General features: G+C 54.3%; 21 protein-coding genes. 18 read left to right on the forward strand and 3 right to left on the reverse strand.

From position 1 onward, the window contains the following. Positions 1–251 precede the first annotated feature (251 nt). The 14 genes from rpsB (at position 252) to EYC87_RS15850 (ending at position 15,848) form a co-directional block, all read left to right on the forward strand. A complete protein-coding gene (gene rpsB, locus EYC87_RS15785; protein ID WP_279253708.1) occupies positions 252–1,076 on the forward strand; it encodes a 30S ribosomal protein S2 in 825 nt (274 codons plus the stop codon). 135 nt (positions 1,077–1,211) lie between these two features. Then, positions 1,212–2,069 carry a translation elongation factor Ts gene (gene tsf / locus EYC87_RS15790; protein WP_279253709.1) on the forward strand — a complete coding sequence of 286 codons (858 nt, stop codon included), beginning with the start codon at positions 1,212–1,214 and terminating at the stop codon, positions 2,067–2,069. 151 nt (positions 2,070–2,220) lie between these two features. Further along, positions 2,221–2,982 carry a hypothetical protein gene (locus EYC87_RS15795; RefSeq protein ID WP_279253710.1) on the forward strand — a complete coding sequence of 254 codons (762 nt, stop codon included), beginning with the start codon at positions 2,221–2,223 and terminating at the stop codon, positions 2,980–2,982. Positions 2,983–3,106: 124 nt separating this feature from the next. Continuing rightward, positions 3,107–4,630, forward strand: coding sequence for a fumarate hydratase (locus tag EYC87_RS15800; protein WP_279253711.1), 1,524 nt, complete (start codon positions 3,107–3,109; stop codon positions 4,628–4,630). Further along, on the forward strand, positions 4,623–6,074 hold the full coding sequence (sbcB, locus tag EYC87_RS15805) for an exodeoxyribonuclease I (RefSeq protein ID WP_279253712.1): 1,452 nt from the start codon (positions 4,623–4,625) through the stop codon (positions 6,072–6,074). Before EYC87_RS15800 ends, sbcB begins: the two co-directional genes overlap by 8 nt. Before the next feature lie 107 nt (positions 6,075–6,181). Then, entirely contained in the window at positions 6,182–7,195 is a 1,014-nt protein-coding gene (locus tag EYC87_RS15810) for an aspartate carbamoyltransferase (RefSeq protein WP_279253713.1), read from the forward strand. Next, on the forward strand, positions 7,195–7,812 hold the full coding sequence (locus EYC87_RS15815; RefSeq protein ID WP_279253714.1) for an NUDIX domain-containing protein: 618 nt from the start codon (positions 7,195–7,197) through the stop codon (positions 7,810–7,812). The genes EYC87_RS15810 and EYC87_RS15815 overlap by 1 nt, the downstream gene beginning before the upstream one ends. Positions 7,813–7,831: 19 nt before the next feature. Then, on the forward strand, positions 7,832–9,415 hold the full coding sequence (gene murJ / locus EYC87_RS15820; protein ID WP_279253715.1) for a murein biosynthesis integral membrane protein MurJ: 1,584 nt from the start codon (positions 7,832–7,834) through the stop codon (positions 9,413–9,415). Positions 9,416–9,550: 135 nt separating this feature from the next. Next, positions 9,551–10,489, forward strand: a complete 939-nt coding sequence (gene ribF, locus EYC87_RS15825; RefSeq protein WP_279253716.1) for a bifunctional riboflavin kinase/FAD synthetase — start codon at positions 9,551–9,553, stop codon at positions 10,487–10,489. Between the two features lie 8 nt (positions 10,490–10,497). Next, positions 10,498–13,302, forward strand: a complete 2,805-nt coding sequence (gene ileS / locus EYC87_RS15830; protein ID WP_279253717.1) for an isoleucine--tRNA ligase — start codon at positions 10,498–10,500, stop codon at positions 13,300–13,302. Then, positions 13,280–13,783 carry a signal peptidase II gene (gene lspA / locus EYC87_RS15835; RefSeq protein ID WP_279253718.1) on the forward strand — a complete coding sequence of 168 codons (504 nt, stop codon included), beginning with the start codon at positions 13,280–13,282 and terminating at the stop codon, positions 13,781–13,783. The genes ileS and lspA overlap by 23 nt, the downstream gene beginning before the upstream one ends. Then, the gene (locus tag EYC87_RS15840) at positions 13,780–14,235 is read left to right on the forward strand and encodes an FKBP-type peptidyl-prolyl cis-trans isomerase (protein WP_279253719.1); all 456 of its coding nucleotides are present in this window, start codon (positions 13,780–13,782) and stop codon (positions 14,233–14,235) included. Before lspA ends, EYC87_RS15840 begins: the two co-directional genes overlap by 4 nt. Further along, the gene (ispH, locus tag EYC87_RS15845; RefSeq protein ID WP_279253720.1) at positions 14,235–15,185 is read left to right on the forward strand and encodes a 4-hydroxy-3-methylbut-2-enyl diphosphate reductase; all 951 of its coding nucleotides are present in this window, start codon (positions 14,235–14,237) and stop codon (positions 15,183–15,185) included. The genes EYC87_RS15840 and ispH overlap by 1 nt, the downstream gene beginning before the upstream one ends. 96 nt (positions 15,186–15,281) lie before the next feature. After that, positions 15,282–15,848 (forward strand): GspH/FimT family pseudopilin, encoded by a 567-nt coding sequence (locus tag EYC87_RS15850; RefSeq protein WP_279253721.1) that lies wholly within the window; start codon positions 15,282–15,284, stop codon positions 15,846–15,848. Between the two features lie 17 nt (positions 15,849–15,865). Here EYC87_RS15850 and EYC87_RS15855 read toward each other — a convergent pair whose 3' ends face one another. Next, the gene (locus EYC87_RS15855; protein ID WP_279253722.1) at positions 15,866–17,245 is read right to left on the reverse strand and encodes a sigma-54-dependent transcriptional regulator; all 1,380 of its coding nucleotides are present in this window, start codon (positions 17,243–17,245) and stop codon (positions 15,866–15,868) included. Beyond that, positions 17,246–18,862, reverse strand: coding sequence for a sensor histidine kinase (locus tag EYC87_RS15860; RefSeq protein ID WP_279253723.1), 1,617 nt, complete (start codon positions 18,860–18,862; stop codon positions 17,246–17,248). It lies immediately after the preceding gene. 131 nt (positions 18,863–18,993) lie between these two features. Between EYC87_RS15860 and EYC87_RS15865 the strand changes: the two genes are divergently transcribed. Continuing rightward, positions 18,994–20,625, forward strand: coding sequence for an NAD+ synthase (locus tag EYC87_RS15865; RefSeq protein WP_279253748.1), 1,632 nt, complete (start codon positions 18,994–18,996; stop codon positions 20,623–20,625). 7 nt (positions 20,626–20,632) lie between these two features. Here the strand turns inward: EYC87_RS15865 and EYC87_RS15870 are convergent, their stop codons facing one another. After that, entirely contained in the window at positions 20,633–21,502 is an 870-nt protein-coding gene (locus EYC87_RS15870; protein WP_279253724.1) for an outer membrane protein assembly factor BamD, read from the reverse strand. A gap of 102 nt (positions 21,503–21,604) precedes the next feature. Between EYC87_RS15870 and rluD the strand changes: the two genes are divergently transcribed. The 3 genes from rluD to clpB all read left to right on the forward strand — a co-directional run bounded on the left by rluD (position 21,605) and on the right by clpB (position 26,020). Beyond that, entirely contained in the window at positions 21,605–22,585 is a 981-nt protein-coding gene (rluD, locus tag EYC87_RS15875; RefSeq protein ID WP_279253725.1) for a 23S rRNA pseudouridine(1911/1915/1917) synthase RluD, read from the forward strand. Beyond that, entirely contained in the window at positions 22,566–23,297 is a 732-nt protein-coding gene (pgeF, locus tag EYC87_RS15880; RefSeq protein ID WP_279253726.1) for a peptidoglycan editing factor PgeF, read from the forward strand. Before rluD ends, pgeF begins: the two co-directional genes overlap by 20 nt. 152 nt (positions 23,298–23,449) lie before the next feature. After that, positions 23,450–26,020 carry an ATP-dependent chaperone ClpB gene (gene clpB, locus EYC87_RS15885; protein ID WP_279253727.1) on the forward strand — a complete coding sequence of 857 codons (2,571 nt, stop codon included), beginning with the start codon at positions 23,450–23,452 and terminating at the stop codon, positions 26,018–26,020. Positions 26,021–26,139: the final 119 nt, after the last annotated feature.

Genomic DNA, 26,139 nt, shown 5'->3' on the forward strand with positions numbered 1-26,139 from the left:
GCAATTGGCGGCGATGCGGGTAACACCTACCGATTCTGGGGGCATTTAATCCTTTATCCATGGTGGCCCTTATGGTATAAAGCGCGCCTCTTTTTATCGGGGCCGAGCCATTTCTGGTGCGGTCTCAGGTAGATGAGAACTAAATGACACACACATATCGACACCTGTTCCAGGGTGCCCTTCGGCCATTTTTGGCACGCGGGTTTGGAGCAGGGATATGTGGAGGACTAACCCAATACAAGGTATTTAATATGTCGCAAGTAAGCATGCGCGACCTGCTACAGGCAGGCGCTCACTTTGGCCACCAGACCCGTTACTGGAATCCTAAAATGGATCAGTACATTTTTGGTGCCCGCAATAAGATTCACATCATCAACCTGGAGCACACAGTTCCCGCCTTCAATGAAGCGCTGGATATGGTGACTCGCCTGGCTGGCAACAAGAACAAGATCTTGTTCGTTGGCACCAAGCGCGCTGCGGGTAAAATCATCAAGGAGCAGGCAGAGCGCTCCGGTATGCCTTATGTCAGCCATCGCTGGTTGGGCGGCATGCTTACTAACTACAAGACCATTCGCGCGTCCATTAAGCGCTACCGCGATTTGGAAGCTCAGGCAGCTGACGGCACTTTCGAGCACCTGACCAAGAAAGAGGCGTTGATGCGTACTCGCGATATGGAAAAGCTGGAGCGTTCCATTGGTGGTATCAAGGATATGGGTGGTCTACCCGACGCACTGTTCGTCATCGACGTTGATCACGAGCGCATTGCGATCACTGAAGCCAACAAGCTGGGTATACCCGTGATTGGCGTTGTTGATACCAATTCCAACCCTGACGGTGTTGACTACGTCATCCCCGGCAATGACGACGCTATCCGTGCTATCAAGTTATACGTTGCTGCCGTTGCAGATGCTTGCATGGCGGGCAAGGCTAATAGTGGTGAAGTGCCAGCGGCCAAGGACGAGTTTGTCGAAGAAGCTGCGGAAACCGAAGCTGAAGTCTCAGCCGCACCTGAAGCCGAAGCCGCACCTGAAGTAGCGGCCGACGGCGAAGTTAAAGCTGAAGCAGCAGCTGAGTAACTGATATTCCTGTCGCCGCCGTAAAGGCGGCGATGGGACCCTGATTTCTTCCCGGCGCAACTGCAGCCGGGTTTTTTATATCCAAGATTCGCCTTCCCGGAAACCAAGGACCGGGATTTTATAGGAGGACAATCAATGTCAGCAAAACTGGTAAAAGAATTACGCGAGCGCACTGGCCTGGGCCTGCTGGAATGCAAAAAAGCCCTTGCAGCTGCCGATGGCAATGTCGATGCTGCAATTGAAGAGCTGCGCAAGTCCAGCGGCATGAAAGCTGCAAAGAAAGCCGGCCGAACTGCCGCTGATGGCGTAGTCACTACACGAGTGGCTGAAGACGGTAGCTATGGCATTCTGCTTGAAGTGAACTCTGAAACAGATTTTGTAGCTCGAGACGAGAACTTCCTCGCGTTTGTGAACAGCGTTGCCGAAGCAGCCTTCACTGGCAAGCAGACTGACGTTGCCGCTTTGATGGCCGGTAAGCTTGAGTCTTCCCGTGAGGCATTGGTGCAGAAAATTGGCGAAAACATTGGTGTCCGTCGTATCGAACTGCTGACCGCTGACGCAGGCGTTGTGGGTGCCTATGTTCACGGAAATAACCGGATCGCTGTGCTGGTTGAGTTGAAGGCTGGCGATCAGGATCTGGCTAAAGACGTCGCTATGCACGTTGCAGCTGTTAACCCCCAGGTGGTTTCTCCGGCCGATATGCCTGAGGAATTGGTTGCCAAGGAGAAGGAAATCTACACTGCGCAGGCTGCCGAGTCTGGCAAGCCTCCTGAAATAATCGAGAAGATGATTGGCGGCCGGGTGAAAAAGTTCCTGTCGGAAAACTCTCTATTGGAGCAGTCTTTTGTAAAGGACCCAGAAGTGACCGTCGGTAAACTGGTCGCTGCTGCCGGTGCAGAAGTTGCCGCCTTCTCTCGCTTCGAAGTAGGAGAGGGCATTGAAGTCGAGAAGGTCGACTTTGCCGAAGAAGTTGCCGCTCAGCTGAAAAGCTAAGCACGAAACATCATGTGACATCTGAAACGGGGCCTCGGCCCCGTTTTTTGTGGCCTTAATGACACTTTTTTGCCTTTCCCCCGGGAATCTCTTGGGCTCTAGGGCGTCCAATGTATAATCGCTCAACTCAGACCAATGATAATTGTTATCCATGGCTAAAGACGATATCGATAGTATCCCTTCCATTATCCCCTCGCGGGATCGTGATTATACCCTTGTGCAAACAGCCACATCCGCGCCCAGAAAAAAGAGCGGTAACGGCGGCGGCAAGCCTCCTGTCAAGCAAGCCGGCTCAGGGCTGCTGAGCAGATTGTTCATTACGGTCGCGTTGGTCATCGCAGCGATTGCCTGCGCCTGGGCATGGCAGCTTCAGGAACAGCTCAAACAAGCGAGCAATACTATGAATGACTATGAGCTGCGAATAGGGGATCTTGAGGCTCGCTTGTCCGATACCGATGAAGGCATGAGCCAGAATGCGGCGGTTCAGGCGGCCAAGATCCGCGATCTGGATACCGAGGTTCGCAAGTTGTGGGATAACGTCTGGAAACAGAGCAAGGAACGCCTGGGTAAGCTTGAGGCCTCTAGCAAAACTTACAACAAGAAAATCGCAGCTAACGAAAAGTCACTGAAGGCCACGCAAACGAGAGTCAGCAGCGCTGCTGATGATCTCGCCAAGCTTAAAAACGTGTCAGGAGATTTGTCTCGCCTGATAAGCAGTGCCAAGGCCAACCAGGCCGAGGTGGAACGAGTGGCCGATACCCTTAATCGTATCAATCTTGACCTGGCTAAAATAAACCGGCAGGTGAAAAGTAATGAAGAAGGCATTCGGGCAACCGATGCATTCCGTCGCCAGGTCAATGGCAGCATTAATGAGTTGGAAGGCGCCATTCGGGCCTTGCAGTCAGCTCCCTAAACCGAAGATATCCCTTAGCAACCAGAGACCGTCGCCATTTCGACCGAGGTGGGGGCTTCCCCGTGTCTTTGAGCGGTGTACAATACCTGCCGCGCTTCACACCCTCTATTGAAGGACACCCGCCATGACCGTCATTCGCCAGGACGATTTCATCGATAGCGTCGCCGACGCCCTGCAATTTATTTCTTACTACCACCCTAAAGATTTTGTCGAGGCCGTGCACCAGGCTTGGGAAAAAGAGCAAAACCCTGCGGCCAAAGATGCCATGGCCCAAATTCTTATTAATTCGCGGATGTGTGCTGAAGGCCATCGACCTATTTGTCAGGATACCGGCATCGTCACGGTTTTTTTGAAAATCGGCATGGACGTTCAGTGGGATTCGGAAATGTCAGTGGCTGAGATGGTCAACGAGGGTGTGCGTCGCGCCTATTTAAATCCTGACAATGTGTTGCGCGCGTCCATTCTTGAAGATCCCGCTGGCGCCCGCAGAAACACCAAAGACAATACGCCTGCTGTGATTCATATGGAGGTCGTAAAAGGCGATACGGTCGACGTGCAGGTAGCCGCCAAAGGCGGTGGTTCTGAGAACAAATCCAAGATGGCCATGCTCAACCCTTCAGACAGCATTGTCGACTGGGTGGTGAAAACGGTACCCACCATGGGTGCGGGCTGGTGCCCACCGGGCATGCTCGGTATCGGTATCGGTGGCACCGCTGAAAAAGCGGCGGTGATGGCGAAAGAATCCTTGATGGAGCCCATTGATATTCACGAGCTGCGAGAACGTGGTCCCTCTAACCGGGTGGAAGAGCTGCGCCTGGAAATAATGGAAAAGGTTAACCGGCTGGGTATCGGGGCTCAGGGTCTGGGCGGACTTACGACGGTTATGGACGTAAAAATCCATGATTATCCAACTCATGCTGCCTCTTTACCCGTGTGCATGATTCCCAATTGCGCCGCTACCCGCCATGCACATTTTGTACTGAATGGTTCGGGGCCAGCACTGCAGACGCCGCCAAACCTTGAGGATTGGCCCGACATTACCTGGGAAGTCGGTGAGGGCGTGCGCCGTGTCAATCTCGATACCGTGACACCTCAAGAGGCTGCCCAGTGGAAACCAGGCGATACGCTGCTGCTCTCAGGGAAAATGTTCACCGGACGCGATGCAGCTCACAAAAAAATGAAGGAGCTGATTGATTCCGGTGAAGGTTTGCCACCAGAAGTGGATTTGAAAGGTCGTTTTATCTACTACGTCGGGCCAGTCGACCCGGTGCGCGATGAAGTGGTGGGCCCTGCCGGTCCGACAACCTCCACCCGGATGGACAAGTTTACCGACTTTATATTGGAGCAAACCGGTTTGTTGGGAATGATCGGCAAAGCAGAACGCGGTCCAGTTGGGGTTGCGGCAATCAAGAAACACAAGGCGGTTTACCTCATGGCCGTGGGTGGCGCCGCTTACCTGGTGTCAAAAGCAATTACCGCTGCCAAGGTGGTTGCATTTCCAGAGTTGGGAATGGAAGCCATTTACGAATTTGAAGTAAAGGATATGCCGGTGAGTGTAGCAGTGGATGCCGAAGGTACTTCTGTGCATGAAATAGGTCCAAAAATCTGGCAGGCAAAGATCGAAGAACAGGCGATAGAAGTTGTCTGATACGACCTTCTACTGGCACGACTATGAGACTTTTGGAGCTGATCCCTCCCGAGATCGCCCGGTGCAGTTCGCCGGTCTGCGCACGGATGCCGATCTAAATCCTATTGGTGAGCCGCTGGTGATTTATTCGCGCCCAGCCAATGATTTCCTGCCCCACCCTCAGGCTTGCCTGGTTACCGGTATCACACCGCAAAAAGCACTGGCTGAGGGCCTACCCGAGGCGGAGTTTATCCGACTCATTCATGCTGAACTGGCTGCGCCAGAGACTTGCGGCGTCGGTTATAACTCCCTGCGCTTTGATGACGAGGTGAGTCGTTACACTTTGTATCGTAATTTCTACGACCCCTATGGCAGGGAGTGGCAGAACGGCAATTCTCGCTGGGACATTATCGACATGGTGCGGGCCTGCTATGCCTTGCGCCCGGAAGGTATTGAGTGGCCATTGCGCGAGGATGGTCAGCCCAGTTTTAGGTTGGAGGCACTGACTGCCGCAAACGGTATTGTCCATGAAGCTGCGCACGATGCATTGTCGGATGTACATGCAACGATCGCCATGGCGCGATTGATCAAAACTAAACAACCCAGGCTTTATGACTATGTGTTGAAGCATCGTGACAAGCGCTCTGTGTCCACCTTGCTTGATCTGGATGCGATGAAACCGGTGCTGCACGTTTCCGGCATGTTTGGTGCCGTGCGCCACAATATTGGCCTGATTGTGCCGCTGGCTATACACCCGACCAATAAGAACGAGGTGATCTGTTATGACCTGATGACAGATCCAGCAATGCTGATGCAGCAGTCTCCAGAGGAAACACGGACTCTGCTGTACACTCGAGCCGATGAACTGCCTGAAGGCACAGAGCGCCCTGGGCTCAAATCGGTGCATATCAACAAGTGCCCGATATTGGTGACGGCAAAGATGGCCGATCCGGAAACGGCAGCTCGCCTGGGTATTTCAGGAGAGCAATGTCGGGCACATCTTGCCGCATTGAGAGAGTATCGTGGCCGTGATTCGCAGGGCTTTGTGCAAAAAATTCAGGCGATCTTTAGCGATCGTCAATTCGACGAGATTACTGATCCCGATCGCATGCTCTACAGCGGAGGGTTCTTCGGCGCTACTGACAAGCGACTGATGGACCAAGTGCGCGAGAGCTCGGCGGAAGAGTTGGCCTCCGCTACGTTCCCTTTTGAAGACGGTCGTCTCACCGAAATGCTGTTTCGATATCGGGCCCGCAACTACCCACAGACCCTGTCTGGCGAGGAATTGGCCCTGTGGGAGGAATATCGGTTTCAGCGACTCACTGAACCGGACGCGGGCAGCAGTATCTGTATGGAAGAGTATCAAGAACTGATTCAGACGCTGGTAACGTCGGGAGAGCTGACTCTGCCGCAGTGTGAGTTGATGGAGCAGTTGCTGGATTATAGCGATACCTTGCTGGTTTGACGGTTTTGCTCTGCTTTGGCGACCAGAATCGGTATTAAGCACATGGCTCCCGTCAGGTACTGACCGTATAATTCCCCCAGTACAAACAGACTCAGGAGAGATCAAACGTGGAATTCGCTGGAAGCCATATCCTGTCAATTCAGCAGTTTGAACGCGCCGATGTGGAGCGTATCTTCTCGGTTGCTGATCAAATGGAGCCCTACGCCCAGCGCCAGAGAGTGACCAAGGTTCTGGGCGGAGCCATTCTCGGCAATATGTTTTTCGAACCCAGTACCCGAACCCGGGTCAGTTTTGGCAGTGCTTTTAACTTGCTGGGCGGTGAGGTTCGTGAAACTACAGGCTTCGAATCCACTGCTATCGCCAAGGGCGAGTCCCTTTACGACACCGCCAGAGTGCTCAGCGGGTATTCCGATGTCATTGTGATGCGCCATCCGGCAGAGGGCTCTGTTGCCGAGTTTGCCGCTGCCAGCAGGGTGCCTGTGCTCAATGGGGGCGATGGCAGTAACGAGCACCCCAGCCAGGCTTTGCTGGATTTATACACCATCAAGAAAGAGCTGAGTGAACAGCGGCGCGGCATCGATAAATTGCGAATCGCGATGGTGGGCGACCTCAGGTACGGGCGAACCGTGCATTCGTTGTGCAAGTTACTGTGTCTCTATGACGATGTTCAGGTCAGGCTGGTCAGCCCGGGTGAGCTGCGCATGCCCGGTGAAATTGTCGAGCAGATGCGCAATGCCGGCATGCTGGTAAAGGAGTCCGATGCACTGGAAGAGAGCATAGCCCACGTCGATATCGTTTACTCCACTCGTATACAGGAAGAGCGGTTTAACTCCCAAGAGGAGGCCGATTTGTATCGAGGGCGGTTCCGTCTCAACCAGAGTGTTTACACGGCTAACTGCGAACCCAACACAGTCATCATGCACCCTTTGCCCAGGGACTCGCGCGACAACGCCCGGGAACTGGATGACGATCTAAATGATAATCCCAACCTGGCGATTTTTCGCCAGACCGATAACGGTGTGTTGGTAAGAATGGCTTTATTTGCCCTGACCCTCGATGTTGTAGGGCAGGTTGCGGAACACTCCCGTGAGGTCAACTGGTATACAGCAGGCCGTTTTTGATGCCGCTGGAGCTTACCTTTGGTGCCGATGATGTTCGCGTCCTGAGCGAGGAAATGGCCTATCAGGGCTACTTCAGTGTGCGCAAACTTACCCTGCAGTATCGAGCTTTTGACGGAGGTTGGGTGGAGCCCCAGGTCCGGGAGGTGTTTGAACGCGGCGACGCAGTTGGCGTACTGCCCTATGACCCCTTAAGCGATAGCCTGGTGATGATTGAGCAGTTTCGACCGGGTGCCATGCGTGCTAGCGACAGTCCCTGGATGCTGGAGTTGATTGCCGGCATCGTAGAGCCGCAAGAAAGTGATGAACAAGTGGTACATCGCGAGGCGATGGAAGAGGCGGGCTGCGCGATCAGTGAACTGGAGGCCATAGCGACCGTTCTGCCCAGTGCCGGCGCCTGTACCGAACAGGTCAGGCTGTTCTGCGGTCGAGTATCCGGAGAAGTTGGCACCGGTGTGCACGGTCTGTCTGAGGAAGGCGAGAACATTCTTGTGCATTCGGTACCCGTCGCCAATGCTTTTGAGTTGGTCGCCCAGAATCGCATACCTAACGGCCATACGTTGATTTCCCTGCTGTGGTTGCAGAACAATATCGATGCATTGCGGGAGCGCTGGGGCTGAGGCCCCAGGTTAACTGAGCATGTCTGACGCTAGCGAAAAAGCCAGGCCCGGTCTGTTGCGCTCCAGCGCTCTGGTCGGCAGCATGACCATGATTTCCCGCGTGCTGGGTTTGCTTCGGGATATCGTGATAGCGGCCTTCGTTGGTGCCAGTGCCAATGCCGATGCATTTTTTGTTGCGTTCAAGATCCCTAACTTCCTGCGCCGCCTGTTTGCCGAAGGCGCGTTCTCGCAGGCGTTTGTGCCGGTACTTGCCGATTACAAAGAGCAGGGTGCCCATGACGCCGTACAGGCTTTGGTCGATCGGGTTGCCGGGGTGCTGGGCGGCACTTTGTTGTTGCTGACGCTGATTACAGTTGCGGCTTCGCCCATTGTTGCGGCAATTTTTGCGCCGGGCTTTGTCAGTCAGCCGGAAAAGTTTCAACTGACTGCCGATATGATTCGCATCACCTTCCCCTACTTGCTGCTGATATCGATGACGGGTTTTTGCGGCGCAATTCTGAACAGCTATGGTCGCTTCGCCGTTCCTGCCTTTACGCCGGTGTTTCTGAATCTGTCACTCATATTCGCAGCCACAGTGGCATCGCCCTGGTTTGATGAGCCTGTGTTTGCTTTGGCATGGGGTGTATTTTTTGCCGGCATTATCCAATTATTGTTTCAACTGCCTTCTCTTTACCGTCTGGACCTGGTCCCCAGGCCGGTGTTTGATGGCAAAGACGAGGGCGTTCGGCGCATTCTTAAATTGATGATTCCCGCTTTGTTCGGGGTGTCTGTCAGTCAAATCAACCTGTTGTTGGACACCGTACTTGCGTCTTTTCTGCCGACGGGCAGTGTTTCATGGCTGTATTACTCCGATCGATTGGCGGAGTTGCCATTGGGCGTATTCGGTATTGCGATCGCCACCGTCATTTTGCCTAACTTGTCGGCCCATCGTGCGGCCGCCAGGGAAGATCAATTTGCTTCCACTCTGGATTGGGCCATGCGCTCGGTGCTGCTGATCGGCTTGCCTGCCGCACTGGCGCTTATCCTGCTGGCAGAGCCTATTCTCATTACCCTGTTCCAATACGGTGCACTGACTCCAACCGATGTGGACATGGCGTCGCTCAGCTTGCGAGCATACAGTCTGGGCCTGATTGCCTTTATGCTGATCAAAATCCTGGCGCCCGGCTATTACGCCCGCAAGGACACTGCGACTCCGGTAAAGATTGGTATTATCGCTATGGCGGCGAATATGGTGATGAACCTCGCCTTCGTGCTGCCCTTGCTGTGGTATTTCAACGTGGGCCATGTGGGCCTGGCTCTAGCAACCAGCGCGTCGGCCTGGCTCAATGCAGGCCTTTTGCTGCGAGGATTATTAAAGCAAGGTGTGTTCACCTGGCAGCCGGGTTGGGGCGCTTATATTCTGAGGTTGTTTGCCGCTACCAGCGCAATGACGGCGGCTGTGTTGCTGCTGGGCGAGGGTGCAGATGTGTGGCTGGACTGGAATTGGCAGCGCCGGTCGCTGGAAATATTGCTGGTCTGTGGCGCCGGTATTGCTGCCTACCTGCTGGCCCACGTCCTGTGTGGAACGCGTATGCGTCACCTCAGGGCCCCCGGCGCTGTCTGATTCGCGTCCAGGCTTGTCGGCAAGCTCGCCTCGTCACCTCTGAATTGGCCAGCCATATGGTCAAATTGCACGTTTCAGCGACTCCCCGATTTGGCTATAATCTGGCGTTTGACTCGACGAGCATCCCCACTTCTGATGGAGCTGATACGCGGCCTGCACAATTTGCGGCCCAGACATCGCGGTTGCGTGGCCACCATAGGTGCCTTCGACGGCGTGCACCTGGGGCACCAAGCGGTGATTCATCACTTGAAGGAGAAGGCCGCTGAGCTCGACCTTCCGAGTGTGGTTATCGTATTCGAGCCATTGCCAAGGGAGTATTTTTCCCCTGTAGAAGCACCGGCCAGGATCATGAGCTTCAGAGAAAAATTCCAGGCAATGGCTGATCTGGGGGTTGACCGGGTTTTGCGTATCCGCTTCAACGAGGCGCTGAGGGCTATGTCGGCGCAACAGTTTGTGGACGATGTCTTCGCCGCGGGTCTCGGTGCGAAATACCTGGTGCTGGGAGACGATTTTCGCTTCGGTAATGATCGCCAGGGCGATGTGCAGTTTATCCAGCAGCAGGGCGAGTCGCATGGCTACGATGCGGGTCCGACGCCCACCCAGGAGTGGGAGGGAAAGCGCATTAGCAGCACGCGCATACGTCACGCGCTTGAGCAGGCTGATTTCGATCGGGCGGAGACCATGCTCGGTCGGGCATATAGCATTTCCGGCAAGGTTATTTACGGGCGGCAACTGGGCCAGACCATAGGTACGCCCACCGCGAATTTGGAATTATGTAGACTGCGGGCACCGTTGGCGGGTGTGTATGTCGTGGAAGTTAGCGGCGCTGGTATGACTGGCGCCCGCGGCGTAGCCAACGTTGGCGTTCGACCGACCGTGAATGACAGCATTAAGGCTAACCTGGAAGTGCATTTGCTCGATCGGGAAATTGAACTCTACGGTCAGCACATTGAAGTGACTTTCCGGCATAAATTGCGGGACGAAATGAAGTTCGATTCGGTGGACGAGCTGAAGATGAACATTGCAACAGACATTGAAAATACCCGAGCCTGGTTTCAACGGCTACAGGCGTAACGAGCGATATGAGCGACTACAAAGACACCTTGAACCTGCCGAAAACGGCGTTTCCCATGAAAGCTAGCCTCGCCCAGCGTGAGCCCAAGCGCTTGCAGCAATGGCAAGACATGGACTTGTACGGGAAAATTCGTGAGGCCAGCGCAGGAAGACCGAAGTTTATTCTTCATGATGGTCCTCCCTATGCCAACGGCGACCTGCACGTGGGTCACGGCGTGAACAAAATTCTCAAGGACATTATCGTCAAATCTCGCACCTTGGATGGGTACGATGCGCCCTATGTTCCGGGATGGGACTGCCATGGTCTGCCCATCGAACTGAATGTGGAAAAGAAAGTCGGCAAGCCTGGTGTCAAAGTGACTGCCGCTGAGTTTCGCCAGAAGTGCCGTGATTACGCGGGGACCCAGGTCGATAAACAGCGAACTGACTTTATGCGAATGGGCGTTTTTGGAGACTGGTCCAATCCCTACCTCACAATGGATTATCACTTCGAAGCGGATATTGTGCGAACCCTGGGCCGCATCGTTGACAACGGGCATCTGCAGAAGGGCTTCAAACCCGTGCATTGGTGTACCGATTGTGGTTCTGCGTTGGCGGAAGCCGAAGTGGAGTATCAGGACAAAACATCACCTGCGATCGACGTTGCTTACATCGCGCTTGATCAACAGGCAGTCAGGGCCGCTTTGGCTTCAGATTATCAGGGCAACATTGCCATCCCAATCTGGACCACCACGCCCTGGACCCTGCCCGCAAGCATGGCAGTAAGCCTGCATCCTGAGTTGGAATACGTGTTAATTGACGCCCAGGGCAGGGCCCTGGTGGTTGCGGCCGATCTCGCGGAGTCTTGTGTAGAACGCTTTGGCTTGCCGCTACTCAATATTCTGGGGCGCTGCAAAGGTGCTGCCCTGGAAGGATTGATGTTGCAACATCCTTATCTGGAGCGTGAAATCCCTGTCATTCTTGGCGATCACGTGACAACCGAGTCTGGTACCGGCGCGGTTCATACGGCACCGGCGCATGGCCAGGATGACTTTGTGGTGGGTGCCGCCTACGATATCGAGGTTTACAACCCCGTTGGCAGTAACGGGGTGTATCTACCAGATACTGAATTTTTTGCCGGTCAGTTCGTGATGAAGGCTAACTCGGCCATTATCGACCTGCTGCGAGAGCGCGACGCGCTGCTCCACGAAGAGGCCTACGAACATTCCTATCCCCATTGTTGGCGTCACAAAACACCGATTATTTTCCGCGCCACGCCGCAGTGGTTTGTGAACATGCATCAGCGAGGCTTACTGGATGCCGCCAAAGCCGCAGTGGAAGGCGTAGAGTGGCTGCCAGAGTGGGGCAGGGCGCGCATTGATTCCATGTTGGAAGATCGACCGGACTGGTGTATCTCCCGACAGCGCACCTGGGGCGTGCCTATTACCCTGTTTATTCATCGCCAGAGCGGAGAATTACATCCTCGCAGCAGCGAGTTGATTGAACAGGTCGCGCTGCTTATTGAAGAGGCAGGCATTGACGCCTGGTTCGATCTAGAACCAGCCGAGTTGCTGGGCGTCGACGCCGACGATTATGAAAAAGTGACTGACACACTGGATGTCTGGTTCGACTCTGGCGTCACCCACGCCTGCGTGCTGCGCCAGCGCGACGGCTTGCACTCGCCAGCGGATTTATACCTTGAGGGTTCTGACCAACATCGTGGCTGGTTTCAGTCGTCTCTGCTCACTGGCATTGGGGCCTACGGTGAAGCGCCCTACAAGACCGTGCTCACTCACGGTTTCACCGTCGATGGGGTGGGGCGAAAAATGTCCAAATCCATCGGGAATATCGTGCCTGCCGCCAAGGTCATGAAAGACCTGGGCGCTGACATCTTGCGCCTTTGGGTCGCAGGGGCCGATTTTCGCGGTGCTGTCGCCGTTTCCGATGAAATTTTCAAACGCACCGCTGACTCTTACAGGCGCATTCGCAATACGGCTCGATTCCTGCTGTCGAACCTCAATGGTTTTGATCCGACCAACGACGTGCTGCCCTACGCGGATATGCTATCGCTTGACCGCTGGGCGGTAGACCGGGCGGCGAGCCTGCAAGCTGAACTGATTGCTGATTATGAGAACTTCCAGTTCCACCAGATTTACCAGAAGCTACATAATTTTTGTGCCGGCGACTTGGGTGGTTTCTACCTGGATGTGATTAAAGATCGCCAGTACACCACCCGGGCTGATTCAGTGGCCCGTCGCAGCGCGCAAAGTGCGATGTATCATATTGGTGAAGCGCTGGTGCGCTGGATTGCACCTATCCTCAGCTATACAGCAGAGGAAATTTGGGAGAACCTTCCAGGCGAGCACAGCGATTCCGTTTTTCTTGAGCAATGGTATGAAGGCCTGCAACCAATTGCGGAAGACGCAATCATGGGGCGCGGCTACTGGCAGCAACTCATGGCTGTGCGCGACGCGGTCAACAAGGAAATGGAAGCCAAGCGAGCCGCGGGCGAATTGCGCGGTTCCCTGGACGCGGAGGTCACCCTCTTTGCGTCTGGCGAATTGAAAGAGCAATTGGAAGCCTTGGGTGACGAGTTACGTTTCGTGCTAATTACTTCTGGAGCTCGCGTTTTGCGTTCCTCGGAGGCACCGGAATCATCAGCGCAGACAGAAGTGGAAGGCCTAAAGCTGGCTATTGCGGTTTCTGAGGCTGAGAAGTGTGAGCGTTGCTGGCACCGAAGTGCAGACATAGGTGAGTTCGCGGCGCATCCCACGCTGTGCGGGCGCTGTGTCCAGAACGTTGACGGTGACGGTGAGCAGCGCAGCTTTGCGTAACGGGTGGCATGCCTGGCGCTGGTATTTGCTCGCCCTGGTGATGGGCCTGCTGGACCAGTACACCAAGACACTGGCAACGGAGTCTCTGGTGTATGCGCGGCCGGTAGAGGTGTTTTCCTGGTTTAACTTGACCCTGCAACACAATACCGGCGCTGCCTTCAGTTTTCTCAGTGATGCCGGTGGTTGGCAGCGCTGGTTCTTTACAGTTGTTGCTGTTGTCATTAGTGGAGTATTAACAGTGTGGCTGTTTATGGCGCCTCGGGCACATTGGCTGCTGGGCCTTAGTCTCGCGCTGATTCTGGGTGGCGCTGTTGGTAATGTTTGGGACCGCGTGGCGCTGGGCTATGTGGTTGATTTTATTTCCGTCCATTACCAGGGCTGGTACTTTCCAGCGTTTAATATCGCAGATTCTGCAATTACAGTGGGAGCGATCTGTATGTTGCTGGATAGTTTCTTCAATCGACATAGTGAACAAGCATGACAGATTTTAATGTACCTGTGTCCGAGGGTACCCGCGTCTTTCTCAACTTTTCCGTGAGTCTTGAGGACGGGTCTGAGGTGGATACCAACTTCGGCGCAGACCCGGTGGACTTTGCGATTGGCGACGGTTCGCTGTTGCCAGGCTTTGAACGCCGTATTTTCGGTATGTTGGCTGGCGATCGGCAAATGTTTGAAGTACCTCCGGAAGATGCATTTGGTCAGCCCAACGAAAACAATGTACAGCGCGTGCCGCTGGAACAATTTGACGAAGACATCGAGTTGGAAATCGGCTTGGTGTTCTCCTTCGCCGATGCCGCTGGCGGCGAACTGCCGGGCATGATTATCTCTTTCGATGACGAAGAGGTAACCATCGATTTTAATCATCCATTGGCTGGGCGCACGATTCTGTTCGATGTCTTGATACATCGAGTGGAACCTGCGGAACTGCATTGATGGACATGCAACTTGCCAATCCCCGTGGATTTTGCGCGGGAGTTGACAGAGCGATTGATATCGTCAACCGAGCCCTGGAGGTGTTTGGTGCGCCTATCTACGTGCGCCATGAAGTCGTGCATAACAAATTCGTCGTCGAAGACCTGCAAGCACGCGGTGCAGTGTTCGTCGATGAACTGGAAGAAGTGCCCGACGACTGCATTGTTATTTTTAGTGCACACGGGGTTTCCCAGGCAGTACGCAAAGAAGCAGACCGACGCCAGCTAAAGGTTTTTGATGCTACTTGTCCGCTGGTGACCAAGGTTCATATGGAAGTGGCCAAGTACAGCGCTGCAGGGCGTGAATGTGTTCTTATCGGTCATGCAGGTCACCCTGAGGTGGAGGGCACCATGGGGCAGTACAACCGCGCCTCCGGGGGTGACATTTACCTGGTGGAAGATGAGTCGCAGGCATCCAGCCTCAACGTTGCTGACCCTGGAAAGTTGTCCTACGTTACCCAGACTACGCTTTCTATGGACGATACCGCTCTGGTGATCGACGCCTTGCGGCAGCGCTTTCCGCACATCGAAGGCCCACGTAAAAATGATATTTGCTATGCCACCCAGAATCGACAGGATGCAGTAAAGCAGCTTGCCGCAGATTGTGACCTGATGCTGGTAGTGGGGTCTCCCAATTCCTCCAATTCCAATCGCCTGCGTGAATTAGCCGAGCGCATGGGCGCTGAGGCTCATTTGCTCGATGGAGCCCAGGACATCGATCCGCGCTGGGTTAAGGGAAAGCGTCGAATTGGTGTGACAGCCGGTGCATCTGCACCCGAGGTGCTGGTACAGGAGGTCATCGATGGTTTGCGTGCGCTGGGCGCAGAGGCGCCAATTGAGGTCGCTGGGCAACCTGAAAACGTGACCTTTTCCCTGCCTAAGGAACTCAGGATAGAGGTGACAAACCTCTAGCACAGGCAGCATTTTCGGCGCTTGTTCTCCATTTTCAACCAAACACTGGCCTAGTCTCACCGGTCCATTGTAACTTTCACGACACGGAGGCGCGTCGTGAATGGATATCACCCTCGGGACCTTATCGGTTTCACTCTGGTTGAGTTGTTAATTGTTCTGTCCATTATTAGTGTCCTGGCAACGGTTGTTGCGCCGGGCATGCAGCGTCTTATGCATGGTGTTTACATAAGGCAATATGTCTCCGAACTGATGACTGATATCGTGTTTACTCGGAGTGAGGCGATTAAACGTAACAGACGAGTAAGAATGTGCCCCTCGGCAGTCGCAATTTCAGGAAAAGCTGGGTGTGTCGGTGTATTCGCTGATGGCTGGGCAGTATTCGTGGACAACGATGGTGACAGGAGACTTGATGCAGATGAGCAGATTCTTCGAGTTTCTGCGGGGCTTGATCCTAGGTATTCCCTGACTAATCGTGCCGGTACTAAGAATGCGAAAGAAATTATTACCTACTGGCCCGATGGTAGCTCCAGGAGAAACCGCACGTTAATGGTCTGTGCCAAAAGTGAACCCTCTGTAAAGAGTTGGAGCGTGGTAATGAATCTTTTCGGGCGCCCCAGAATGGCGCGGGGGTGGGGTGATTGTCCCGCTGCATTTTTGCGGTAGTTATAACCAGCGACCGATTACTCGTCCAGACCCAGTTTTTTCAGTCGATAACGCAAACTGCGAAAGCTGATGCCGAGCAATTTTGCGGTTGCAGTTTTGTTCCAGCGCGAATCTTCCAACGCCTTGCTCAATATTTGTTTCTCCATTTCATCAAGGTAGCCCTCAATATCACCGTAGGCTTCTTCTTCAGACCATGTGTGCTTGCCTTCCTTATCTGACTCTCTAGCGCGGGTCGTGGGGTTGCGCGATGACATGCTTGAAAATTGCAGGTCTTCAGCGGTAATTAAGTCACCGTCTGACAGTGCCAGCGCACGTTCCAGAATATTCTCCAGCTCACGCACGTTGCCAGGAAAACTGTAGTTGGAAAGTGCTTCGATAGCTGAATCGTCCAGCCTTAATTTTTCTTCCTCCTGCTCGCTAGCTATCCGTTCCAGAATTGTCCGGGCCAGCTGAGGCAAATCTTCCGCGCGCTCTCGTAAACTGGGGACATGCAAGTCGATGACGTTGATTCGATAGAACAGGTCATTACGAAATCGCCCTGCATCGATTTCAGCGACCAGGTCCTTATGCGTTGCACTCAGAAGGCGAACGTCTGTGGCGGTTTCTTCATTGCTACCTACTGGGCGCACGGCTTTTTCCTGAATTGCTCGCAGCAGCTTTACCTGCATTGAAATGGGTAAATCAGCCACTTCATCGAGGAAAAGGGTGCCTCCGGCTGCAGCCTGAAATAAACCAGGCTTGTCTGCGGTTGCGCCGGTAAAACTGCCTTTGATATGACCAAACAGCTCACTTTCCATCAGGTCTGGAGGAATTGCCCCACAGTTGACGGCGACAAAATTGCCCGCCGCACGTGGTCCGTTGTGGTGAATCAAGCGGGCGACAACCTCTTTTCCGCTTCCCGACTCACCCTGGATATGCACTGGCGCCTGGCTGCGCGCCAGTTTGGTGATCTGCTTCCGCAGTTTTTGAATGGAAGGCGCATTGCCTATCAGGTCGCTGCTTACCGCCTTGTTGAGGCTGGCAGTGTCTCCGTCGAGTTGCAGGGCTCTGCTGACCAGGCTGCGCAGACTTTCCAGCTCAATGGGCTTGCTGATGAAGTCAAATGCACCTGCCTTTAGCGCAGAGATCGCCGTTTCTACGCTCCCGTGAGCGGTTATCATCGCCACTGGAATGTGAGAATGTGCCTCCTGAATGTATTCCACCAGATGAATACCGTTGCCATCGGGAAGCTTCATGTCGGTCAGGCAGAGGTCAGGTGATACCTCTGACACAAGGCTCTGTGCTTCCCCTAATGTTGCTGCACTAAAAGTCTCCAGGCCCATCCTGCTCAGGGTGATATCAAGAAGCTCACGAATATCAGGTTCATCATCAACAATAAGTACGCGTTGTGCAGCCATTTAAAGTGCTCGTTGGGTCAAGGAAATTCGAAAGCAGCTATCGCCTTTTTCCGTAGGTCGGTAGTTGAGATCGGCATTGTTGATTTCACACAATTCTTTACACAGGTACAAGCCCATGCCACTGCCTTCATCTACGGTTGTATAGAAAGGCTCAAAAAGTTTGGATTGATCCGCGCGGGGAACACCGGTTCCCTGGTCTACCACATCGATCATCGCCTGATGGGCAGCGAAGTCCAGGGAGACGATAATTCTGGCACTGTCTTTGCCCGTGGCCTTGCCGCTGTGACGCAGGGCATTGTCCAGAAGATTGGTCATTACCCGTTCCAGGTTCTCCGGGTCGAACTCTACAAGCAAGTCGTTGAACTGGCAGTCCACGGTAATATCTGCTGGGGAGCTCAAACCCTGCAGGTAGTTTTTTACGTAGCGGGTTAGCCAGTCTTCCAGGCGTATGTACTCCGGTTTTGGCGGCTCCCTTCTGGAAATTTGCATGACGCTCTCAACAATTTGATTAACCCGACCACAGTGATTGTCGATGATCTCTGCCATCCTTTGGTCGCCGGGCGCTAAATCACTGGATTCTTGCAGCAACTGTGCAGCGTGGCTTATTGCTCCCAGAGGGTTGCGAATTTCATGGGCAATACTGGCGGTAAGTCGCCCCAGGGAAGTGAGTTTCAGGGACTGCGCATACTGGGTAACAGGCGTGTAGTCCTCAACAAACACCAGTGCTTCACTGGCTGTACTGGGCTGAAGATCGCGGAAATGCGCGATAACCGGTGGGGCATCCTCCGTGACTTTAAATGGCCTGGCTTTATGCTGACCACTGTCCCTCCAGTCCTGATACTGGTAGGCCAGTTCGTTACAGTATTCGGAGAGTTGTCGTCCTTGTTCCATAATTACCGGGCGTTCGGGCACCAACAGGGTGGAGGCTGATTTGTTCATGACGCGAACCACACCTTCACCATCCACCAGGAGTATGCCGGTTTCCATGTGTTGAACGATTTGCTCATTGAGGCGCTGCAAGTCGTATAGATCACTGGCTCGGTTGCGCGCGAGCTCTTCTGCTCGACCCAGTCGCTGAGCCACCGCCTGCACCATCATGGAGACGATAAATATCAAAGCGCCCAGCAATCCGACTGGAAACAGCGAGGAAGAATTTTGAACGCCGGTCCATATCAGCAATGTTGTGTCGCCCAGCAGCGCCAGGGCGCAGAGGGCTGCAATGAGCGTTGCCAAGGTGCGGTTGGAAATCAGGACAGCGCTGGCAGCTACCGTAATTACCAGTAATATTGGCAGGCCGCTGACCAGGCCCCCGCTGGCGTGTGACATGAGGGTGATGCTCACGATATCGAGAACAAATACCAGCATCATCATGCGCTGGTTGAGCCGCTTTGACAGGGAGCCGACTAAAGGAACACTGGTAGCCAGGTGCAGCAGGGCAACCGACACATAGAGTGCGGGATAGAGTACGCCCACCAACTGTCGAGTGTTGGGGCTTATCAGCATGATGAGCAAAACCAACGACAGCAGCGAGCGGTAGGCCACATAGATGCGAAACAGCGCCTGGTTCTGCTGTCCTGTCGATGCGCTGGGCCTGGTTAGAATGGCTGGACGGTTCACTCTGGCTCCTGGCCTGTTGTTTCTTCCCTTGTCGTTAGCCCAGTGTATCAGGAGTAGCGTAAATCGGGCTGGCTTATAGTCGCGGTTTTGCGGAAAATAGCGTCCCCGGAAACCTTCCATTGAGCAGCAGTATGGCAAGCCTGAATATTCTTATGGCCCAGATGAATACCCTCGTGGGTGATTTCGACGGCAATACTAAACGAGTGATTAAGATCGTCCAGAGTGCGATTGATACTCACGATCAGCCGGTAGTGGTATTCCCGGAGCTGACGCTCAGTGGCTATCCTCCTGAAGACTTGTTGCTGCGGCCCAGTATTGAACTGCGGGTCGACCAGTCACTGGAGTTACTCTGCTCGCAGCTGCCCGAAGCTGCCTGGGTTGTCATCGGCTACCCCAAGAGAGAAGGGGGTGAACTTTACAACGCAGCGGGAGTGATTCATGGCGGTAAACTGGTTGCCGAGTATCACAAGCAGTGCCTCCCTAACTACCAGGTGTTCGACGAGAAGCGCTACTTTGTGTCCGGTTCTGCCCCCTGTGTGCTTGATATACAGGGGGTTCAGGTGGCCCTTAGTATTTGTGAAGACATTTGGGAGAAACACCCAACGGCCGATGCCGCCGAGGCCGGAGCTGAAATCCTGCTCAACTTGAATTCATCGCCCTATCATCGCGGGAAGCGCGGTGAGCGCTGGGAAATGGTCGCTGAAAGAGCCCGGCAAGCAGCTTTCCCGATTGTCTATGTCAATCAGGTGGGGGGGCAGGACGAGCTGGTGTTTGACGGCGGCTCTTTTGCGGTTACCGCTGATGGAACTGTTGCCGCGGCAGCACCTAGCTTCGAAGAGGGCGAATATTGGTTGCAGTACGATAATGAGAACAAAAACCAGCCTTTCAGTGGTCAAGCGGTGAATGCACCCATGAACGAGATGGCGGCGACCTGGCAGGCCCTGGTACTGGGCGTGCGTGACTACGTGAACAAAAATGGGTTCAAAGGGGTTGTGCTGGGTTTGTCCGGGGGTATCGATTCGGCATTGACGCTGGCTGTTGCGGTGGAGGCCCTGGGTCCTGAGCGAGTTGAAGCGATCATGATGCCGTTTCGTTATACCTCACAGATGAGTGTTGATGACGCGGCAGAACAGTCCAAAACCCAGGGTGTAACGCACAAGGTCATTTCCATCGAGAATATCTATGCCTCCTTTATGGCGAGCCTAGAGGAAGAATTTGCCGGTACTACACCGGATACCACCGAGGAAAATTTGCAGGCGCGCTGTCGCGGTGTGCTCTTGATGTCTATTTCCAACAAGAAAGGTGTGCTGGTATTGACCACAGGCAATAAGAGCGAGATGGCTGTGGGCTATTCGACACTTTACGGCGATATGGCAGGCGGGTTTGATGTGCTTAAAGATGTGCCCAAAACCTTGGTCTTTGAACTTTGCCGTTATCGTAATACGCTGGGTCCTTGCATCCCTCAGCGGGTGATTGATCGCCCCCCCTCAGCGGAGCTGGCGCCAGACCAGAAGGATGAGGATAGTCTGCCGCCCTATGACATTCTCGATCAGATCCTGGAGATGTACGTTGAACGGGATATGAGTGCCGAGGCCATTATTGATCATGGTTTCGATCGCGAGCAGGTGCAGCGGGTGCTCAGGCTAGTTGATATCAACGAATACAAGCGGCGGCAGGCACCGATCGGTGTGCGTATCACACGACGTGGTTTTGGTCGTGATCGTCGCTATCCGATCACCTCAGGCTGGCGTATCGGACTCTGAACCCGGCTTAACGCTTGGGCCGACTGTCGAATTGTGGGGGAGTAGGCGGGAAGAAGAGGCCAAAAGAGGCCTTGTTGATCCAGTTACGCTGCAGCCCATCCAGCGTGTAAACACTTTTGAATTCGCCGTTCTTGTCCAGATTGGGATGTTCCGGGTAGTTCATGGCTAATATGCCGATAGTGTCTTTGGCCAGGTCCTCAAGACCCAGCAAAATGTAGCCCTGTGCCATTACCGCAAGCCCATCAGCGACCGCAGGTGTTCGCTGGAAGTTCTCGACCACATAGCGACCTCTGTTCGTGGCGGCCATGTAGGCGCCTCGACGGAAATAGTAGTTGGCCACCAAAATCTCGTGGCGTGCCAGCAAGTTGCGCAGGTGCACCATGCGAGCCCTGGCATCAGGAGCGTAGGGGCTGTCCGGAAAGCGCGAAACCAGCTGGTTGAATTCTGCGAAGGCCTCTTTGGCCTGGCTCACATCGCGCTCTGATTCGTCAGTAGGCAAGAAGCGGGAAAAAATATCGTCATTGCCAGCAAATGCTGCCAGACCCTTCATGTAATAGGCGTAATCCACATTGGGGTGAGCTGGGTGTAGGCGAATGAATCGTTCTGCAGCTTCAACCGCGGCATCGTGCTCATAACCATTGTAGTGTGCGTAAATAATTTCCAGCTGCGACTGTTCTGCGTATTTGCCGAATGGGTAGCGAGATTCCAGCACTTGTAGGCTTCGCACAGCCAGGTTCCAGTTTTTATTACGCAGATAGCGCTGGGCCTCTTCGTAAATTTGTTGCTCACCGGTATCAGCGGCAATATCGGGCAATTCATCGTTGCCAGAGCAGCCAATGATAATGAGGCTGAGCAGGAAAACCAGAGCGTACTTCAAAATTATCTCACCAATGCAGACGGTTGGGGCATGCTAATATGCATACCAAAGTTAAGGCGCGTATTTAACCACACCCGGAAGAGCGCATAAACAGGAAAAATAATGACCGAAAGGATACAACTGAGCGCCGACGTGCCATCGGAGATGGATAACGAGCGCCTGGACCAGATAGCAGCCAAGTTATTTCCAGACTACTCGCGCTCGAGGCTGCAGACCTGGATCAAAAAAGGTGATTTGCTAGTGGACGGCAAGCAATTGCGCACTCGCGATAAGGTCTTCCATGGTGCCCAGTTGAGCATCGATACTGAGCCCGAGCAGGCTGTGGGTTGGCAGCCCCAGAATATTGATCTCGATATCATTTATGAGGACGCCCACATCCTGGTAGTGAACAAACCTGCCGGATTGGTGGTACACCCCGCGGCGGGGCACCCTGACGGCACTCTGGTCAACGCGCTGCTGGCCCATTCGCCTGAGATGGCCCAGCTGCCGCGCGGAGGCATTGTGCACAGGCTGGACATGGAGACCTCCGGCATTATGGTTGCAGCCAAGAGTTTGTTGGCGCATCAGGACCTGGTGTCGCAGTTACAAGAGCGCACTATAAGGCGGGAATATGTCGCGGTGTGTATTGGTGTAATGACCGGCGGTGGTACCGTTGATGAGCCCATGGGGCGCCATCCCAAGCAGCGCAAGAAGATGGCTGTGTTAGTGGTGGGTGGAAAGCCCGCCATTACTCATTACCGAGTGACCAAACGCTATGGGCACCACACCCGTATTGCGGTAAACCTTGAAACTGGCCGTACGCATCAGATTCGTGTCCATATGGCGCACAAACACTACCCGCTGGTGGGTGACCCGACTTATGGTGGGCGTCCTCGCATTCCCAAAGGGGCCTCTGAAGAGCTTATCGCCACGCTGCGAGGTTTCCCTCGCCAGGCTCTGCATGCCAGGGCGCTTGGGCTGTTTCACCCTGAAACTGGTGAAGAGATGAATTTTGAATGTCCGCTTCCCACAGACCTGCAGGGTCTGCTGGATGTATTGGAAACCGAAGACCCGGCGTTAAACAGTGACGCCACCCTTTATTAAGCCCGGCTGGACGATTCCGGGGGTCACTTCCCTATCAACAACCCGGCTCGGGGGCAGTAGCGCGGCTCCCTGGGAAAGCTTTAACCTCGGCCATCATGTGGGTGACGATCCAGAATCGGTCGCCGACAACCGCGCCAAATTGCTGAATTCATTGGCCGCTGGCACATCTATTCAATGGCTCAACCAGGTTCATGGGACTCGCGTGATCAAGGCATCAGCCAATGGCTATCCTGAAGCAGACGCTTGCTGGACTGACCAGGCAGGGGTGGCCTGTGCGGTGATGACAGCGGACTGCCTGCCGGTGCTTTTGGCCAGTGAAGATGGCCGGGTGGTGGCTGCCGCTCATGCCGGTTGGCGCGGCCTTTTGGCTGGTGTGCTTGAGAAAACTGTTGCCGCTATGGATGTAGATCCTTTGAGGTTGCTGGCCTGGATGGGGCCGGCTATTGGACCACAGTCCTTTGAAGTCGGGCCTGAAGTGCGCGAGGCATTTCTGGATGTGACCTCCCAGGGGGATGCGTTTACCCCGAGTGAGAATAAAGGCCGCTACCTGGCTAATCTTTATCATCTGGCCCGTTACCGTCTCGCTAGCGTGGGGGTGAACCGGATTCACGGCGGCAATCGCTGCACTGTCAAAGAGTCAGAGCACTTTTTTTCTTACCGCAGGGACGGCCAGACCGGACGGATGGCTTCGGTGATTGTAATTAACCCCTGATCTGCCACCCCCGCAATAGCGGGGTCCCAGCGAGTCTCCCGCGAGCTACCACTCCAGCTCCTTGAAATTATCCAAAATGGCCTCATATAACCCCCTAAGAGAGAAATATGGCCAACCCAAAGGAAAACTCTGGGCCAAGGAGATGATTAACGATGAGAATGGACAAATTGACCAACCAGCTGCAGTCCGCACTGGCTGACGCCCAGTCTTCAGCCCTGGGTAAGGACCACAATTTTATAGAGCCTGTGCACCTGTTGGGTGCACTGCTAGAGCAGCAGGGCGGTTCAGCCCGGCCCTTATTGCAAAAAGCGGGCGCTAATCTGAATAACCTGCGCTCAGAAGTGCAGGGTGCCATCGATACCCTGCCCACCGTCAACGGTGATGCAGGCGATGTACGCGTCTCCCAGGATCTGGGGCGTATCCTCAATGTGACTGACAAGCTGGCCCAGCAAGGCGGAGATACCTACATCTCCAGCGAACTGGTGCTGCTTGCCATGCTGGAAAGCAAAAACAAGGCGGGCGATCTGCTCAAGCAATGCGGCGCGACACCTGCAGCACTGAAAACTGCGATTGATGAGGTGCGCGGTGGTGACGCAGTCGACAACCCGGAAGCTGAAGAATCCCGTCAGGCGCTGGAAAAATACACTATCGACCTGACCGAGCGGGCCGAGCAGGGCAAATTGGACCCTGTGATTGGCCGTGACGATGAAATTCGCCGCACCATTCAAGTGTTGCAGCGCCGTACCAAGAATAACCCGGTATTGATCGGTGAACCCGGCGTGGGTAAAACCGCCATTATCGAAGGTCTTGCCCAGCGCGTGATCAATGGTGAGGTGCCTGAAGGGCTTAAAGACAAGCGCATTTTGTCTCTGGACCTTGGTTCACTGCTGGCTGGCGCCAAGTTTCGTGGTGAATTTGAAGAGCGTCTCAAGTCGGTACTTAACGAGCTTTCTAAAGAAGAAGGCCGGGTCATATTGTTCATTGATGAAATGCACACCATGGTCGGTGCCGGTAAAGCCGAGGGCTCTATGGATGCGGGCAACATGCTTAAGCCAGCCCTGGCGCGCGGCGAGTTGCATTGTGTGGGTGCGACCACTCTGGATGAGTATCGACAGTATGTGGAAAAAGACGCCGCACTGGAGCGCAGGTTCCAGAAGGTCTTGGTTGATGAGCCCAATGAAGAAGACACCATTGCGATCCTGCGTGGCCTGAAAGAGCGCTATGAAGTGCACCACGGTGTGGACATTACAGATAGCGCCATCATTGCCGCTGCAAAGCTATCCCAGCGTTACATCACTGACCGTCAGCTGCCGGATAAGGCCATCGACCTGGTGGACGAAGCTGCGAGTCGTATCCGCATGGAAATCGACTCCAAGCCAGAGGCGATGGACAAACTGGAACGCCGCCTTATTCAGCTCAAAATCGAGCGAGAAGCGGTTAAAAAAGACGAAACTGCCAAGGAGCAGGTAAAGCACCTAGATGAGCAGATCGAGGAAGTGGAACGTGAGTTTTCCGACCTTGAAGAAGTCTGGAAAGCGGAAAAAGCCTCCCTGCAAGGCAGTGCCCAGGTTAAGAGTGACCTTGAGCGGGTCAAGCAGGAAATGGAGGCCGCCAGGCGTGCCGGTGATCTGACCAAAATGTCAGAGCTGCAATACGGCAAACTCCCCGAGCTGGAAAAGCAGCTGGAAGAGGCCCAGGTGGCTGAAACCGTTGAGCACACGCTACTGCGTAACAAGGTTACGGAAGAAGAGGTGGCCGAGGTGGTTTCCCGATGGACCGGTATTCCCATCTCCAAGATGCTGGAAGGCGATCGCGAAAAGCTGTTGCGTATGGAAGACGAGCTGCACAGCCGTGTAGTGGGTCAGGACGAAGCGGTGGTGGCAGTGTCCAACGCGGTGCGTCGTTCACGAGCAGGGCTTTCTGATCCTAACCGACCCAATGGTTCATTTTTGTTCCTCGGCCCCACCGGCGTCGGTAAAACCGAGCTGTGCAAGGCCCTGGCGGAATTCCTGTTCGATTCAGAGCAGGCCATGGTGCGGGTCGATATGTCCGAGTTCATGGAGAAACACTCTGTCGCGAGATTGATTGGTGCACCTCCCGGCTATGTCGGTTACGAGGAGGGCGGCTACCTGACGGAAGCGGTTCGTCGTCGCCCCTATTCCTTATTGCTGCTGGACGAGGTCGAAAAGGCCCATCCGGATGTGTTCAACATCCTGTTGCAAGTGCTGGAAGATGGCCGCCTGACCGATGGTCAGGGTCGTACCGTGGATTTCCGCAATACGGTAATCGTGATGACCTCGAACCTTGGCTCACACCTGATTCAGGAAATGGCCGGTGAGGACAATTACGACAAGATGAAATCTGCCGTAATGGACGTGGTTGGCACCCACTTCCGCCCTGAATTTATCAACCGTGTGGATGAGTCGGTGGTATTCCATCCACTGCTGCAAAGCCAGATTCGCGGTATCGCCGATATCCAGCTGAAAGGATTGGAGGCGCGTCTTGCCGAGCGCGAGCTGAAGCTGAAAATATCTGAGGCGTTCATGGAGCATCTCACTGTGGCGGGCTTCGATCCTGTGTATGGCGCAAGGCCGCTCAAGCGGGCGATTCAGCAGGAGTTGGAGAATCCGCTGGCTAACCGTATATTGAGCGGGGACTTTTCGCCCGGGGAGACCGTATCGGTCGACCTGGAGGGTGATTCGACGGTCTTCAACAATAAGTAAATAAGGCCCTTCGGGGCCTTCTTTCGTATGCATCACCGTTTATCCATAGTTATCAACCATTTGTCGGTGATTTCTTTCCCCGGTTCGGCATACTGTTGTTCTATAAATAACAGAGATGG

This window comes from Candidatus Seongchinamella marina (genome assembly GCF_026262685.1).
In the GTDB taxonomy this organism is placed as follows: Bacteria; Pseudomonadota; Gammaproteobacteria; order Pseudomonadales; family Halieaceae; genus Halioglobus; species Halioglobus marinus.

What these genes read in the sequence shown, in the direction of transcription:
- EYC87_RS15865 (WP_279253748.1), top strand. Translation starts at nt 18,994, where the DNA reads ATGGCAAGCCTGAATATTCTTATGGCCCAGATGAATACCCTCGTGGGT.
- murJ (WP_279253715.1), top strand. Translation starts at nt 7,832, where the DNA reads ATGTCTGACGCTAGCGAAAAAGCCAGGCCCGGTCTGTTGCGCTCCAGC.
- ileS (WP_279253717.1), top strand. Translation starts at nt 10,498, where the DNA reads ATGAGCGACTACAAAGACACCTTGAACCTGCCGAAAACGGCGTTTCCC.
- ispH (WP_279253720.1), top strand. Translation starts at nt 14,235, where the DNA reads ATGGACATGCAACTTGCCAATCCCCGTGGATTTTGCGCGGGAGTTGAC.
- EYC87_RS15855 (WP_279253722.1), bottom strand. Translation starts at nt 17,245, where the DNA reads ATGGCTGCACAACGCGTACTTATTGTTGATGATGAACCTGATATTCGT.
- rpsB (WP_279253708.1), top strand. Translation starts at nt 252, where the DNA reads ATGTCGCAAGTAAGCATGCGCGACCTGCTACAGGCAGGCGCTCACTTT.
- EYC87_RS15795 (WP_279253710.1), top strand. Translation starts at nt 2,221, where the DNA reads ATGGCTAAAGACGATATCGATAGTATCCCTTCCATTATCCCCTCGCGG.
- EYC87_RS15800 (WP_279253711.1), top strand. Translation starts at nt 3,107, where the DNA reads ATGACCGTCATTCGCCAGGACGATTTCATCGATAGCGTCGCCGACGCC.
- EYC87_RS15840 (WP_279253719.1), top strand. Translation starts at nt 13,780, where the DNA reads ATGACAGATTTTAATGTACCTGTGTCCGAGGGTACCCGCGTCTTTCTC.
- clpB (WP_279253727.1), top strand. Translation starts at nt 23,450, where the DNA reads ATGAGAATGGACAAATTGACCAACCAGCTGCAGTCCGCACTGGCTGAC.
- EYC87_RS15815 (WP_279253714.1), top strand. Translation starts at nt 7,195, where the DNA reads ATGCCGCTGGAGCTTACCTTTGGTGCCGATGATGTTCGCGTCCTGAGC.
- rluD (WP_279253725.1), top strand. Translation starts at nt 21,605, where the DNA reads ATGACCGAAAGGATACAACTGAGCGCCGACGTGCCATCGGAGATGGAT.
- ribF (WP_279253716.1), top strand. Translation starts at nt 9,551, where the DNA reads ATGGAGCTGATACGCGGCCTGCACAATTTGCGGCCCAGACATCGCGGT.
- tsf (WP_279253709.1), top strand. Translation starts at nt 1,212, where the DNA reads ATGTCAGCAAAACTGGTAAAAGAATTACGCGAGCGCACTGGCCTGGGC.